Genomic DNA, 13297 nt, shown 5'->3' with positions numbered 1-13297 from the left:
TACTCTTGCGGGGTGACCGCCATGAACCTCCGCGACCGCTACGACGCCGCGACCGGCGGGCTTGAGGCTCCGTTCGCCGTCGTGGACCTCGCCGCCCTGCGCGCGAACGCCGCCGCCCTCGTCCGCCGCGCGGCGGGCAAGCCGATCCGGGTGGCGAGCAAGTCGGTGCGCGTCCGGGCCGTGCTGGAGGAGGTCCTCGCGATGGACGGCTTCGCCGGGATCATGGCGTTCACCCTCCCCGAGGCGCTGTGGCTCGCGCGGGAGGGGCTCAGCGACGACATCCTCGTCGCCTACCCCACCGCCGACCGCGCCGCGATCGCCGAGCTGGCCGCCGACCCCCGCGCGGCCCGCGCGATCACGCTGATGGTCGACTCGTCCGAGCACCTCGACATGATCGAGCGCGCCGGCGGCGGCCGCCCGGTCCGCGTCTGCATCGACATCGACGCCTCCTACCGGACGCTCGGCGGGCGGGTCAGGTTCGGCGCGCTGCGCTCCCCGCTGCACACGGCCGCGCAGGTCGGCGCGTTCGCGGAGGAGATCCTCAAGCGCCCGTCGCTGGCCCTCGTGGGGCTGACGGCCTACGAGTCGCAGATCGCCGGGGTCGGCGACGCGCCGCCCGGACGCCCCGCCCGCGCCCGCGCCATCCGCGCCATGCAGCGGCGGTCGCGGCTGGAGCTGGCCCGGCGGCGCGCCGCGATCGTCCGCGCCGTCCGCGACCTGGCCGACCTGGAGTTCGTCAACGGCGGCGGCACCGGCAGCGTCGAGTCGACCGCCGCCGAGCGGGCCGTCACCGAGATCGCCGCCGGGTCCGGGCTCTACCACCCGCACCTGTTCGACCAGTACTCCGGGTTCACTGGACGGCCCGCCGCCCTGTTCGCGCTGCCCGTCGTCCGCCGCCCCGGGCCGGACGTCGTGACCTGCCTCGGCGGCGGCTACCTCGCCTCGGGGCCCGGCGACCGCGTCCGGCTGCCCCAGCCCTACCTGCCGACGGGGCTGTCCTACCACCGCGACGAGGGCGCGGGCGAGGTGCAGACGCCGCTGCTCGGACGCGCCGCCGCCACGCTGCGGATCGGCGACCGCGTCTGGTTCCGGCACACCAAGGCCGGTGAGCTGTGCGAGCGGTTCGCCGACGTGCACCTCATCGAGGGCGACCGGTTCGTCCGGACCGTCCCGACCTACCGTGGCGAGGGCCGCACCTTCCTCTGACGGGCCTGCCAGGGGACTGTGACGGTCTAGGTTGGGCGGTATGAGCGACGCTCCCCTGATCAGTGTCCGCGGCGAGGCCGTCCTGGAGGTCGACCCGGAGATCGCGCGGCTGTCGGTGTACGTCCAGTCGCAGGAGAACGACCGGCGGACCGCGCTCGACCGCCTCGTCGAGCGCAACCAGCGCTGCCTCGACCTCGTCCGGTCCTACGGCGAGGCGGTCGAGAAGGTGGAGACCGGCGGGCTGTCGATCACCCCGCTGCTGAGGTACCGGCGGCGCGAGGGCGACATCCGCGCCTACCAGGGCACCGCCTGGATCAAGATCACCGTCGCGGACTTCGCGGTGCTCGGCGAGCTGGTGACCCGGCTCGGCGACCTGGAGCGCACCGCGGTCAACGGCCCCGACTGGGCGCTGCGCCGCGACAGCGAGGTGCACGGGCGCGCCGCCCGGCAGGCCGTGCACGAGGCCGTCGCCCGCGCCCGCAGCTACGCCGAGGCGCTCGGCGCCCGCCTCACCGGCCTGGTCGAACTCGCCGACGAGGGACTGACCAGCGGCGACTCGGCCGCGCCGCGGGTCGCGCTCGCCTCGGCGTACGGGCTCGCGCCCGGCGGCGCGCCGGGCGAGCCGGAGTCGATCGACCTGGAACCGGCCACGCAGACCGTCCGCGCCGCCGTCGAGGCCCGCTTCACCGCGACCGCCCCCGCCCTGGACTGACCGGAGGCGGCCAGGGCGCCGGCCGCGGGCCCGGCGCCCCCTCCTCCTGGATCAGCGGCGTTTGCGCTTGCGGCGCCACAGCACGAGGACGGTCACGGTGACCGCCACTCCGGCGCCCGCGAGCAGCAGCCGCCGGTCGGGGCCGCCCGGCTCCTCGCCGTCGCCCTCGCCGTCCGGCCGCACGATCGCGCCGACGGCCTGCGCGACGTGCGCGGCCTCCTCCTTCAACCGGTCGGCGCCCCGCCGCGCGACGTTCTTCGGGTTCACCCGGTCGGCGAGCTCGTCTATCGTGCGGGCGAGCTCCAGACGGGTGCGCTCGATCTGCCGCTCCAGCGCCTCCGGGTCGCGGGCCCTGTCAGCCATGCCGTGTCCTTATCGTGTCGGGCCATGCGTGATCCGAACAGTTGTGCACGAACAGCCATGCACGAACGGTGTCGTGCATGATCCGAACAGTGTCGCAGGTCTTCCCCCCGGACGCCCGCCCGCACCCCGGGCGGTACCGTTGGATCCACCAACCGAGTGGATCCTCACCGAGCGAAAGGCGGGACAGGGTGTCCCAGCGGCTAGAGCCGGGCGACGTCGCCCCCGATTTCGAGCTTCCCGACGCCGACGACACCCCGGTGTCGCTGGCCTCCCTGCGCGGGAAGCGGGTGGTCCTCTACTTCTACCCGGCGGCCATGACGCCCGGCTGCACCAAGGAGTCGGTCGACTTCCAGGGCAGCCTCGCCGACCTGGAGTCCGCCGGCGTCACCGTCGTCGGCGTCTCCCCCGACGCCCCGGCCAAGCTCGCCAAGTTCCGCGAGAAGGAGGGCCTGACCTTCGCCCTCCTGTCCGACCCCGACGCCGAGGTGCTGCGCGCCTACGGCGCCTACGGCGAGAAGAAGCTCTACGGGAAGGCCGTCGTCGGCGTGATCCGCTCGACCTTCATCCTGGACGCCGAGGGCAAGGTCGAGAAGGCGTACTACAACGTGAAGGCCACCGGCCACGTCGAGCGCCTCCGCCGCGACCTCGGCGTCTGAGGCGGCGGCCCTGGAGGCGCGGCGCCCGGGGCGGCACCTGGGAGGGTGCGGGCGGGGGGATTCGAACCCCCACGGTGTCTCCACCAACAGGACCTAAACCTGCCGCGTATACCTGCTTCGCCACGCCCGCGGGCGCTCCGCGAGGGAGCGCGTTCAGCTTAGCGTTCCGCGCCGCCGGTCAGGCAAGGAGATTGGTGCGCGCCCGGGACGGGTCTGTGTCCGTCCCGGGCACTTCGCCGTCCCGGGACGCGGGACGGCGCAGCAGCACCGCGACGACCGCCGCCGTGACCGTGAGCGCGACCGCCGCCGACAGGAACGCGACGTGCATCCCGTCCGCGAACGCCGCCCGCGCCTGCGCCGCGACGTCCGGGCCGAGGCGGGCGGCCGTCGCGAGGGACGTCCTGGCCTGCTCGGCGGCGGGCGCGGGAAGGCCCTCGGGGTCCAGGTTCGCCCGATAGGCGGACTGGACGAGGCTGCCGAGCACCGCGATGCCGAGCGCCCCGCCCAGCTCGCGCGCCAGGTCGTTCATCGCCGAGCCCACGCCCTGCTTCTCCGGCGGCAGCGCGTCGGTGACCGCCGCCGTGGCCGGGGGCATCGCGAGGCCCATCCCGGCGCCGAGCGGGATCAGCCCGGCGAGCAGCGTCCAGTAGCCGCTCCCCTCGTCCAGCCGCGACAGCACGAGCATGCCCGCGGCGACCAGCGCCAGCCCCGCGACGACCACCGGCCGCGCCCCCGCCCGCGCCGCCAGCCGGGGCGCGGCGCCGCGCGCGAACGGCATCATCGTGACCGCCATCGGCAGCAGCCCCACCGCCGCGAGCAGCGCGCTGTCGCCCCGCACCAGCTGCATGTACTGGAGGACGACGAACACGAACCCGAAGAACGCGAAGAACTGGACGGTGAGCGAGAGGGCGCCCGCCGAGAAGGCGCGGACGCGGAACAGCCTCGGGTCGAGCAGCGGGTTCGGCCGGCGCAGCTCCCAGGCCACGAAACCGGCGAGCACGAGGACCGCGACCGCGAGGCCGAGCAGCGTCCGGGCGCTCGTCCAGCCCTCGGCGGGCGCCTCGATGACCGAGTAGACGCCCGCGCCGAGGCCGGCGACGGTGATCAGCGCGCCGGCGACGTCCAGCCTCGGCGCCGCCGCGTCGGCCGACTCGGGGACGACCGCGAGCGTCGCCGCCAGCGCGACCACCGACAGCGCGACGTTCAGCGCGAACACCGAGCGCCACGACCACGCCTCCAGCAGGCCGCCCGAGACGAGCAGCCCGAAGATCGCGCTCGCGCCCGCGACGCCCGCCCAGGCGCCGACCGCGCGGGTCCGCCGCTCGGCCGGGAACGTGGCGGTGATCGTGGACAGCGTCGCGGGCATCACCAGCGCGGCGCCCACGCCGAGGACGCCGCGCATCGCGATCAGCCAGCCGGGGTCGCTCGCGAGCATCGCGGCGGCCGATCCGGCGCCGAACACCGCGAGCCCGGCGGCGAGCGCGCGGCGGCGGCCGTAGCGGTCGCCGACGGCGCCGCCGAGGAGCAGCAGCGCGGCGAACACGAGCGCGTAGGCGTCGATGATCCAGGCGAGCTGCGTCTGGGTGGCGCCGGTGTCGCGGGCGATGGAGGGCACCGCCGTGTTGAGGGACGCCACGGCCGAGACGACGGTGGCGAGGGCGAGCATCACGGCGGGCAGCACGCCCCGCCGCGTCCCGCCCGGTGCCGGTGGGGTGATGGCCATCGGAAGCCTCCTTGAGCTGGGCCTGGACTGGGCCTGCCGCTCTGCGCGGCACCTCGAATCTCGTCCTCGGGAGGGCTATATTTCAACCGTGATGAATAAATCGCGGGGGCGGCGGGCGGGCGGCTCGCACACCCGGGAGGAGATCCTCGCGGTGGCGCGCCGCCGGTTCCTGGCCGAGGGGTACGGGCCCGTCACGATGCGCTCGATCGCCGCCGAGGCCGGCGTGGACGCGGCGCTGATCAGCTACTTCTTCGGCTCGAAGAAGGGCCTGTTCGGCGCCGTCCTCGGGCTCCTGGCCAACCCGCCCGACGTGCTGGCCGCCGCGCTGCCCGGCGACCCCGCCACGCTGCCCGAACGCGTCCTGCGGGCACTGCTCGGCGCCTGGGACGACCCCGCCAGCGGACGCCCGCTGCGCCTGATGGTGACGGCCGCGACGCAGGATCCCGAGCTGGTCCGGCTGCTGCGCGACGTCATCGGCCACGAGATGATCGACCGCATCGCCGAGCACATCGGCGGCGTCGACGCCCGGGGCCGCGCCGCCGCGTTCGGCACCCAGCTCGCCGGGGTGATCTTCGTCCGCTATGTGCTGGCCGTGGAGCCGGTCGCCTCCATGCCGGCGGATGAATTAATCGCGCGGTTCGCTCCGGGCCTGCGGGCGGCGCTGGCACGGCGAACCCGCCCGGAGGGACATTTCGGTCCTGTCCCGAATCGCGGTATGTGAAATTCCCGGCCTGCGCGGCGGGGCCGCGCGGCCTACGCTGGGTGCGTCCGCCCGCGCCGGGTGGACGGCATCGCCATGATCATCGTGATCAGAACCGGGTGGGCCACCGTGAGCGCTTCCTTCACCCACCGCGTACTGCCCTATGACGGGGTCGACGAGTTCCTCGGCGGCGCGCTGCCCTTCCTGCGCGACGGCGTGGACGCGGGCGACCGGGTCGTCGCGGTCACCGGCGTCGGACGCGAGGAGCTGCTGCGCGACGCCCTCGGCCCGGCCGCCGCCGGGGTCGAGTTCGCCGACGCCGCGACCTGGTACGCCCACCCGACCCGCACGCTCGCCGACTGCCTCGGCGACGCCGACAACACCGCCTGGCAGGGGCGGCGGCTGCGCGTGCTCGGCGACCCGGTGTGGGCGTCGCGCCCGCCGCTGGAGGTCATCGAGTGGCAGCGGGTCGAGGCGATCGTGAACGTGGCGTTCCAGGGCACCGGCGCGTCGCTGCTGTGCCCGTACGCGGCCTCGCTCCCGGCGGGCGTCGTCGCCGCCGCGCGCCGCACCCACCCCGAGTCGCTGCGCGGCGTCCGGGCCGTGGCGAACCCCGGCTACATGGACCCTTGGGCCTACAGCGCGCTCTGCGACGGCGAGCCGCTGCCTCCCCCGCCCGGCGACGCCGACGCGCTGAAGATCGACCGTCCCGACCTGTACTGGCTGCGCGCCTACGTGAGCGACTACGCGCGGCAGACGCGGCTGCCCGAGGAGGGCGTCCAGCGGCTGCTGGTCGCGGTCACCGAGGTCGTCACCAACGCGCTGCGGCACGGCGAGCCGCCGATCGTCCTGCGGCTGTGGACCGACGCGTCCGGCGGGCCCGCGCTCGTGTGCGAGGTCACCGACGAGGGGCGGTGGCCCTCCGGCGCGGCCTACGGGCTCGTCCCGCCCCGGCCCGCCGTGGACGGGACGGGCGGCGAGACCGGCGCGGAGGGCGGCGGACGGTTCGGGCTGTGGGCGGTCCGCCTGCTGTGCTCGATCGTCCAGATTCGCGCCGGTGACGGCGGCACGACCGTCCGGCTGAGGCTCGCGCTACCGGCCGTGCCGGCGGAGAGCGTCAACGGAGTGTGATCGAACATATGCGTTGGGCTTCCAAAACCGCGGGACCGGCGTACCCTGGACGAATCCGTGACAACCTCGATGGGCAGGCCATGGAGACACCCTGGTTCGCCAAGCGACCCGTCAGCGCCGTACGACCGGGCGATCACGCCTGGCTGGCCTACTCCGGCGCCGCCGAGCGCGACGCCGTCATCGGCCCCTTCGTCCGCGAGGGTTTGCAGACGAACGAGAAGGTCGTCTACGTCACCGACCTGCCGCCCGAGTCGCTGCCGGGGCTGACTCCCGCTCCCCGCCCCGGCGTCCGCGCGGGCGACCCGGCCGACGCCGACTCCCAGGCCGACCTCCGCGCCGGCCTCGCCGCCTACACCAGGACGGGCCAGCTGCGCGTCATCGCCCGCCGCGACGCCTGCCTCGACCGCGACGGCGGCTTCGAGCCCGCGATGATGCTCGACACCCTGTCCCGCGAGGTCGAGGCGGCGTTCGGGCAGGGCTTCCGCGCCGTCCGGCTGACGACCGACCACAGCTGGGTGCTGAACGGTCCGGAGGCCGCCGGCCTGCCGCGCATGCTCGGCTGCGAGCACCGCGTCGGCGACGCCGTGTCGCCCAGCACGATGGCGATGGCCATCTGCCAGGTCGACCGGCGCGCCTGCCCGCGCGACCAGCTGGTCGCCCTACGGGATACCCACGAGGTCCTGGTGGAAGTGAACCCCGAATTCGACGACGGGATCCTGAAGATCGTGCGCACCTTCGAGCCCAACGGGCTGCGCGTCGAGGGCGAACTCGACGCCGCCAGACACGCCGTGTTCGCCGAGAAGCTCGCCCAGGTGAGCACCGCCCGGCGGCGGGTCCACCTCGACTTCTCCCGGCTCGGCTTCATCGACCTCGGCGGGCTGGGCCTGCTGGCGCAGCACGCCACCCGGCTGCACGCCGACGAGGCGCTCGTCCTCGACCACCTCCCGCCCGACGTCGAGAACGTCATCGAGATGGTCGGCTGGCACCGGCTGCCCGGCCTGACCCGCGGCGGCGACGGGCTCCCGGAGACGGAGGACGTCCTCTGATGACACTGGAGCACCGGGCGTTCCTGTACGACGACCACGCGGACTTCCTGTCGGTCACCGTCCCCTACCTGCGGTCGGGGCTGGAGCGGGGGCAGGCCGTGGTCGCGGTGGTGCGCGAGCCCAACCTGTCCGCGCTGCGCGAGGTCTTCGAGCCGAAGGGCGCCGCCATCGCCTACTTCGACTCGGCGGATTTCTACCGGCATCCCGTCCGCACCCTGCGCGACTACCAGACGATCGTGGCGCAGAGCGCGCCGCGCAGCGTCTGCGCGCTGGCCGAGCCCGTCTGGGACGGCTGGGACGACCGGCAGACGCTGGAGTGGATCCGCTACGAGTCGCTGATCAACGTGGTGTTCGCGGGCTCGGGCGCGCGGGCGCTGTGCCCCTACGACACCGGGTCGCTGCCCCCGCGCGTGCTCGACGAGGCCCGGCGGACGCATCCGCTGCTGCTGTGCGACGGCCGCACCGGCGGCAACGACTCCTATGTCGACCCGGCGACGTTCGGCGCGAAATGCGACCGGGGCCGCCGCCCGGCGCGGCCGTGCGACGCCGAGTACCTGGCGATCGACGGCCACGACCTGCACGCGCTGCGCTCGTTCGTCGCCGAGCGGGCGCTGACGCACGGCCTGGCCCGCCAGCCCGCGCAGAACCTCGTCACCGCCGCCAACGAGGTCGCGGCGAACGCGCTCCAGCACGGCATCCCGCCGATGGGGCTGTGGGTGTGGCGCGAGTGCGCCGACCTCGTCTGCGAAATCGGCGACAACGGCTTCTGGCGGCCGAGCCCGCTCACCGGCTTCATCCCGCCCGGGTCGGCGCTGCAACGCGGTTTCGGGCTGTGGACGGTCCGGCTCCTGGTCGATCTGATGGAGCTGCGCGCCGGGTGGGACGGCACGTTCGTGCGGCTGCGCGTCCGCCGGTGACCGGTTTCGTTCTGGGTCTCAGATAGCGGCAAACCCCGGTGGGCGAGCGCCCCCTGCGGAGGGTCGCCGCACCGTAACCTGGAGGCGTCATGGAGACCCTCTGGTCCATCCACCGGCCGGTCCGCGACCTGCGGCCCGGCGATCACGCGTGCCTCTTCTACGGCGGCGAGGACGAGCAGCGGCACATCACCGGCGCGTTCGTCCGCGACGGGCTGCTCGCGCAGGAGAAGGTCGTCTACCTCGCCGGGTCGGCCTGCGACGCCGTCCCCGGCGTCCCCGCCGACGCGCCCGCCGGAACGCTGACCTTCCTGCCCGCCGGGCCGCGCGAGGGCGGCACGTTCGACCCGGCGGCGGCCGTCGCGGCCGCGGCCGCCGAGATCGACCGCGCCGCGCGGGACGGCTACCGCGCGATCCGCGTCGCCGCCGACCTGACCCGCGCGCTGCGCTCGCCCGCCGGGCTGGAGCGGGTGCTGTACTTCGAGCGCCACCTGGAGCGGACCGTGCCGCCGAGCACCCAGGTCATGGCGCTCTGCCAGTTCGACCGGCGCCGCTGCAACCCCGGCGAGCCGGACGCGCTCGGCGAGGGGCACACCGTGTTCGCCGCGCCCGACCCCGAGTTCGAGGACGCGGTGCTCCGGATCGTGCGGACGTTCCGTCCCGCCGGGCTCGCGCTGTCGGGCGAGCTGGACGCGTCCCGGCACACGGTGCTCGACCGCGAGCTCACCGCCTCGGCCTCCCGCGCCGGGGGCGGCGACCTCCACCTCGACCTCGCCCGGCTCGACTTCATCGACCTCGGCGCCATCAACATCCTCGCCGCGATCGCGGCGAGCCGCGAAGGGCCCGGCGGGATCGTCCTCGACCGCGTGTCGCCGCAGCTCCGCGCCGTGCTGGAGACCGTCGGCTGGGACATGCTCCCCGGCCTGCGCCTCGGCCGAACCTGACCTCAACGCCCGTACGGCGTGGGCGTCGACCGGCCGGGCCGCTGCGTCGGCCCCGGGTCGGGTGAGGACGTCGGCGGCGGTGGCGACGAACCCGTCGCCGTCGGCGTCGGCCTTCCCGTCGCTCCGCTCCTGGTCGGGCCCTGCGAGCGCGGCGTGCCCGAGATGTCCGACGGGCCCGGTGTCCCCGCCGTGCGCGACGGGGTGGGCGAACTCGGCACCGCCGACGGGACCGGCGGGACGGACGCCGCCGGAGACTCCGGCGGCGCCAGCGGGCGCGGCGGCTCGGGACTCCGCGTCCCGCCCTGGCCCGGCCACAGCAGGAGCGCCACGGCCACCACGACCGCCGCCGTGACGGCGGCGGCGAGCAGCGGGGGCGCCCAGCGGCGCGCGAGGCTCCGCAGCGGCATCGCGCCCCCGTCCCCGCCCGCCTCCCGGCCCGCGTCCTGGAACCGGCGGACGCTCCGCGGGCCGACCTCGATCCGGTCGGCGGCCGCGCGGTAGTGCTCGCGCAGCAGGGCGTCGAGGTCATCGTCCATGGACCCGGCCCCCCTTCACACGCTCCCGCAGCGCCGACATGGCCCGCGAGGTGTGGCTCTTCACCGTCCCCCGGGAGATCCCGAGCGTGTCGGCGATCTCCTGTTCGCTGAGGTCGCACCAGTAGCGCAGCACGAGCACCGCCCGCTGCTTGGCGGGCAGCGCGCCGAGCACCTCGTCCAACTCTCCCCCGCCGGCCCCCGGCGGCGCGGCCTGGACGAGGCGCTCCACGTCCGCGACCGACCCGACCGGCCGCTCCCGCCGCCGGGCCCGCCGCTTGTTCTCGTCGATCGCGAGGTTGACCAGCACCTTGCGCGTGTACGCCTCGGGATTGCCCGCCGCGACGCGCCGCCACCGCCGCGCGACCCGCTCGTAGGCGGTCTGGAGCAGATCCTCGGCGAGATGGCGGTCGTAGACGAGGAACACGGCGGTGCGCAGCAGGCGACCCGCGGTGGCGTTCACGAACTCCTCGAACGTGCTCTCCGCCCCGCGGGTCTCCTGGGTGCTCACGGTGGACAGACCGCACCTACCCCCGCTGGCCGGGCGCCGAGCCGCAGTGCGCCCCGTCGGAGGGAGCCGCGGTGGGCCGCGGCTTGGCCGTCGAGGTGGGGCGCGGCTTGGCCGTCGACGTCGGGTGCGGCGGCCTGGCGGTCGGCGTGGGGTGCGGCGGCCTGGCGGTCGGCGTGGGGTGCGGCGGCTTGGCGGTCGGCGTCGGACGCGGCGGCTTCGACGCGGTCGGCGTCGGGTGCGGCGTGCCGGTGGGCGTCGGACGCGGCGGCTTCGAGGCCGTCGGCGTCGGGTAGGGCTGGTCCGACGGCCGGGGGCGCGGCGGCTTCGACGCGGTCGGCACGGGGTGCGGCGCCTTGGTCGAGGGCCGTGGACGCGGCACCTTCGACGTCGGGGGCACCGGACGCGGCACCTTCGCCGTCGGCGTCGGGCACACGGGCGTGGGCACGGGCCTGGGCGCCAGCGTCCGTGTCGCCAGCGCGCCCCGGGCGGCCACCGGCGCGGCCTCGGGCGAACCGCTCGCGCCCGTGGCGAGCCAGAGCCCTGCGGCGAGGACGCCCGTCCCGCCGAGCCCGGCCAGGACGAGCATCGGCCCGCGGCGGACGCGACCCTTGTCGATCATGTTGCTCCTAGGGGGAGGACATCGTTACACCCCCAATAACCCCCACCCGTCCCACGCGGGTTGTCACGCCCCCGATTTTCCTAGTAGACGAGCGCGTCGGGGAGGAGTCGGGCCAGGGCGCGGAACGCGCGGCCGCGGTGGCTGATCGCGTCCTTCTCCTCCGGGGACATCTCGGCGGTCGTGCGGGACCCGCCCTCCGGAACGAAGACCGGGTCGTAGCCGAAGCCGCCGGTGCCGCGCGGCGCGTCGATGATGGCGCCGCGCATGCGCCCCTCGACGCAGTGCTCGACGCCGCCCGGCAGGACGAGCGCGGCGGCGCACACGAACGACGCGCCGCGCCGCCCGTCGGGGGCGTCGGCGAGCTGGTCGAGGACGAGCTGGAGGTTCGCGGCGTCCCGGTCGCCGGACGCGGCGCCGAACCGGCCCGACCAGCGGGCCGACAGCACGCCCGGCATGCCGTTCAGCTCGTCCACGCACAGGCCGGAGTCGTCGGCGACGGCGGGCAGCCCGGTGTGCGCGGCGATCGCGCGGGCCTTGAGCAGCGCGTTGCCCTCGAACGTCGGCTCGGTCTCGGGCACCTCGGGCGCGTCCGGGAAGGAGTCGAGGCCCGCGACGTCGATGCCGGACAGGATGCGGCGCAGCTCGGCGACCTTGCCCGCGTTGCGGGTGGCGAGGACGATCCGGGTCACCGTGCGAGTGCCTCGGCCTGGATGCGGGTGAGCTCCGCGCAGCCGCCCGCCGCGAGGTCGAGCAGCGCGTCCAGCTCGGCGCGGTCGAACGGGGTGCCCTCGGCGGTGCCCTGCACCTCGACGAACCGCCCGTCGCCGGTGCAGACGACGTTCATGTCGGTCTCGGCGGCCGAGTCCTCCTCGTAGCACAGGTCGAGGCGGGCCTCGCCGTCCACCAGCCCGACGCTGATCGCCGACACCGAGGTGATCAGCGGTTCGCCGCGCAGCAGCCGGCGGCCGCGCATCCACGACACCGCGTCCGCGAGCGCGATGTAGGCGCCGGTGATCGCGGCGGTGCGGGTGCCGCCGTCGGCCTGCAGGACGTCGCAGTCGAGCTGGACGGTGTTCTCCCCGAGCGCCTTGAAGTCGACGCACGCGCGGATCGAGCGGCCGATCAGCCGGGAGATCTCGTGGGTGCGGCCCCCGACCCTGCCGCGGATCGACTCGCGGTCGTTGCGGGTGTTGGTGGCGCGCGGCAGCATCGCGTACTCGGCGGTGACCCAGCCGAGGCCGCTCTCGCGCCGCCAGCGGGGCAGCGAGTCCTGCACGGAGGCGGCGCACAGCACCCGGGTGCCGCCGAACTCGATCAGCGCCGACCCCTCCGCGTGGTCGAGCCACCCGCGCTGCACGCGGACGGGACGGAGCTGGTCGGATGCGCGATCATCGGGGCGAGGCATGCGCCCACCTTAGTGGCACGCCCGGCGGCGGCACGCGCGGCGGCCGCGGCGTCGCCGCTCGCCCGGCCTCACAGGTCGTAGACGGTGCCGACCTCGGCCAGCTCGATCGGGCCCCGGTAGCCGCTCGCTTTGGCCTCGGCGAGCGTCTGCGCCGGGTCGTTCCACGGCAGCAGGTGGGTGAGCACGAGCCGTCCGGCCTCGGCGCGCTCGGCGTGCTCGCCCGCCTCCCGCCCGTTCAGGTGCATGTCGGGCGGGAGCCCGGGACGCTGCGCGAACGCCGCCTCGCACAGGAACAGGTCGGAGCCGCCCGCCAGCCGGACGAGGGTCTCGCTCGGCCCGGTGTCGCCGGAGTAGGTGAAGACGCGCCCGCCGTGCTCGACGCGCAGCCCGTACGCCTCGATGGGGTGGTTCATCCGCGCGGCGGTCACGGTGAAGGGGCCGATGCCCGTCGGCCGGGTCACGAGGTCGCGGAAGTCGAAGGTGTCGGTCATCCCCGGGTTCGGGTCCAGTTCGTACGCCTTGATCATGTGCTCGGCGGTGCCGCGCGGGCCGTAGACCGGGATGCGGGGGGCGGGGCCGCCCGGACAGTACGTCCGCGCGATCCAGTAGACCGTGAGGTCGAGGCAGTGGTCGGGATGCAGGTGCGTGATGCAGATGGCGTCGATGTCGAGCACGCCGTGGAAGCGTTGCAGCGCGCCGATCGAGCCGTTGCCGATGTCGAGGAGCATGGAGAACCCCTCCGCCTCGACGAGGTAGCTGGACGCGGCGCTGTCCGGCCCAGGGAAACTGCCGGAGCAGCCGATCACAGTGACCCGCACGCTCGCTCCTCCCTTG

16 protein-coding genes and 1 tRNA gene are annotated in these 13297 nt (G+C 75.1%); 8 read left to right on the top strand and 9 right to left on the bottom strand.

All coding sequences use genetic code 11. The annotated features are described in order from the left end of the window. The first annotated feature begins 21 nt into the window (after positions 1 to 21). Positions 22 to 1206: an alanine racemase gene (locus GNZ18_RS10515; protein WP_156216267.1), complete on the top strand. Its 1185-nt coding sequence runs from the start codon at positions 22 to 24 to the stop codon at positions 1204 to 1206. A 40-nt stretch (positions 1207 to 1246) separates the two neighbouring features. Continuing rightward, positions 1247 to 1918 (top strand): SIMPL domain-containing protein, encoded by a 672-nt coding sequence (locus GNZ18_RS10510; RefSeq protein WP_156216038.1) that lies wholly within the window; start codon positions 1247 to 1249, stop codon positions 1916 to 1918. A 51-nt stretch (positions 1919 to 1969) separates the two neighbouring features. Here the strand turns inward: GNZ18_RS10510 and GNZ18_RS10505 are convergent, their stop codons facing one another. Next, complete coding sequence (locus tag GNZ18_RS10505; RefSeq protein ID WP_156216037.1) at positions 1970 to 2281, bottom strand: DUF3618 domain-containing protein; 312 nt, start codon at positions 2279 to 2281, stop codon at positions 1970 to 1972. 188 nt (positions 2282 to 2469) lie between these two features. On the opposite strand from GNZ18_RS10505, the gene bcp reads away from it, so the two are divergent. Continuing rightward, on the top strand, positions 2470 to 2937 hold the full coding sequence (bcp, locus tag GNZ18_RS10500) for a thioredoxin-dependent thiol peroxidase (protein WP_308165996.1): 468 nt from the start codon (positions 2470 to 2472) through the stop codon (positions 2935 to 2937). A gap of 46 nt (positions 2938 to 2983) precedes the next feature. On the opposite strand, the gene GNZ18_RS10495 is transcribed toward bcp, so the two are convergent. Together GNZ18_RS10495 and GNZ18_RS10490 are read right to left on the bottom strand one after the other, a co-directional pair. Next, positions 2984 to 3067: transfer RNA gene (locus GNZ18_RS10495), tRNA-Leu, on the bottom strand. A 48-nt stretch (positions 3068 to 3115) separates the two neighbouring features. Beyond that, positions 3116 to 4660 (bottom strand): MFS transporter, encoded by a 1545-nt coding sequence (locus GNZ18_RS10490; RefSeq protein ID WP_156216035.1) that lies wholly within the window; start codon positions 4658 to 4660, stop codon positions 3116 to 3118. A 91-nt stretch (positions 4661 to 4751) separates the two neighbouring features. Here GNZ18_RS10490 and GNZ18_RS10485 point away from each other — a divergent pair, with 91 nt between their 5' ends. From GNZ18_RS10485 to GNZ18_RS10465, 5 genes are all read left to right on the top strand, one after another. After that, a complete protein-coding gene (locus tag GNZ18_RS10485) occupies positions 4752 to 5381 on the top strand; it encodes a TetR/AcrR family transcriptional regulator (protein WP_156216266.1) in 630 nt (209 codons plus the stop codon). Positions 5382 to 5489: 108 nt separating this feature from the next. Next, on the top strand, positions 5490 to 6491 hold the full coding sequence (locus tag GNZ18_RS10480) for an anti-sigma factor RsbA family regulatory protein (protein WP_312874419.1): 1002 nt from the start codon (positions 5490 to 5492) through the stop codon (positions 6489 to 6491). Positions 6492 to 6571: 80 nt separating this feature from the next. Further along, positions 6572 to 7537: an MEDS and STAS domain-containing protein gene (locus tag GNZ18_RS10475; RefSeq protein ID WP_156216033.1), complete on the top strand. Its 966-nt coding sequence runs from the start codon at positions 6572 to 6574 to the stop codon at positions 7535 to 7537. Beyond that, positions 7537 to 8454 carry an anti-sigma factor RsbA family regulatory protein gene (locus GNZ18_RS10470; RefSeq protein ID WP_156216032.1) on the top strand — a complete coding sequence of 306 codons (918 nt, stop codon included), beginning with the start codon at positions 7537 to 7539 and terminating at the stop codon, positions 8452 to 8454. Before GNZ18_RS10475 ends, GNZ18_RS10470 begins: the two co-directional genes overlap by 1 nt. An 89-nt stretch (positions 8455 to 8543) precedes the next feature. Then, entirely contained in the window at positions 8544 to 9395 is an 852-nt protein-coding gene (locus GNZ18_RS10465) for an MEDS and STAS domain-containing protein (RefSeq protein ID WP_156216031.1), read from the top strand. Positions 9396 to 9397: 2 nt separating this feature from the next. Here the strand turns inward: GNZ18_RS10465 and GNZ18_RS10460 are convergent, their stop codons facing one another. The 6 genes from GNZ18_RS10460 to GNZ18_RS10435 all read right to left on the bottom strand — a co-directional run bounded on the left by GNZ18_RS10460 (position 9398) and on the right by GNZ18_RS10435 (position 13281). Continuing rightward, positions 9398 to 9931 carry a hypothetical protein gene (locus GNZ18_RS10460; RefSeq protein WP_156216030.1) on the bottom strand — a complete coding sequence of 178 codons (534 nt, stop codon included), beginning with the start codon at positions 9929 to 9931 and terminating at the stop codon, positions 9398 to 9400. Continuing rightward, positions 9921 to 10439, bottom strand: a complete 519-nt coding sequence (locus GNZ18_RS10455; protein ID WP_214617208.1) for a SigE family RNA polymerase sigma factor — start codon at positions 10437 to 10439, stop codon at positions 9921 to 9923. The genes GNZ18_RS10460 and GNZ18_RS10455 overlap by 11 nt, the downstream gene beginning before the upstream one ends. A gap of 16 nt (positions 10440 to 10455) precedes the next feature. Further along, a complete protein-coding gene (locus GNZ18_RS10450; RefSeq protein WP_156216028.1) occupies positions 10456 to 11058 on the bottom strand; it encodes a hypothetical protein in 603 nt (200 codons plus the stop codon). Positions 11059 to 11138: 80 nt separating this feature from the next. Further along, a complete protein-coding gene (gene rdgB, locus GNZ18_RS10445) occupies positions 11139 to 11747 on the bottom strand; it encodes an RdgB/HAM1 family non-canonical purine NTP pyrophosphatase (RefSeq protein ID WP_214617210.1) in 609 nt (202 codons plus the stop codon). Then, the gene (gene rph, locus GNZ18_RS10440; RefSeq protein ID WP_156216027.1) at positions 11744 to 12463 is read right to left on the bottom strand and encodes a ribonuclease PH; all 720 of its coding nucleotides are present in this window, start codon (positions 12461 to 12463) and stop codon (positions 11744 to 11746) included. Before rph ends, rdgB begins: the two co-directional genes overlap by 4 nt. Positions 12464 to 12531: 68 nt before the next feature. After that, positions 12532 to 13281 (bottom strand): MBL fold metallo-hydrolase, encoded by a 750-nt coding sequence (locus tag GNZ18_RS10435; protein WP_214617211.1) that lies wholly within the window; start codon positions 13279 to 13281, stop codon positions 12532 to 12534. Between the last annotated feature and the right edge of the window lie 16 nt (positions 13282 to 13297).

The sequence above is a fragment of the Actinomadura litoris genome (genome assembly GCF_009733595.1).
In the GTDB taxonomy this organism is placed as follows: Bacteria; Actinomycetota; Actinomycetes; order Streptosporangiales; family Streptosporangiaceae; genus Spirillospora; species Spirillospora litoris.
The sequence above is the reverse complement of the archived record's forward strand: the minus strand, read 5'-3'. Positions and strand labels throughout refer to the sequence as shown.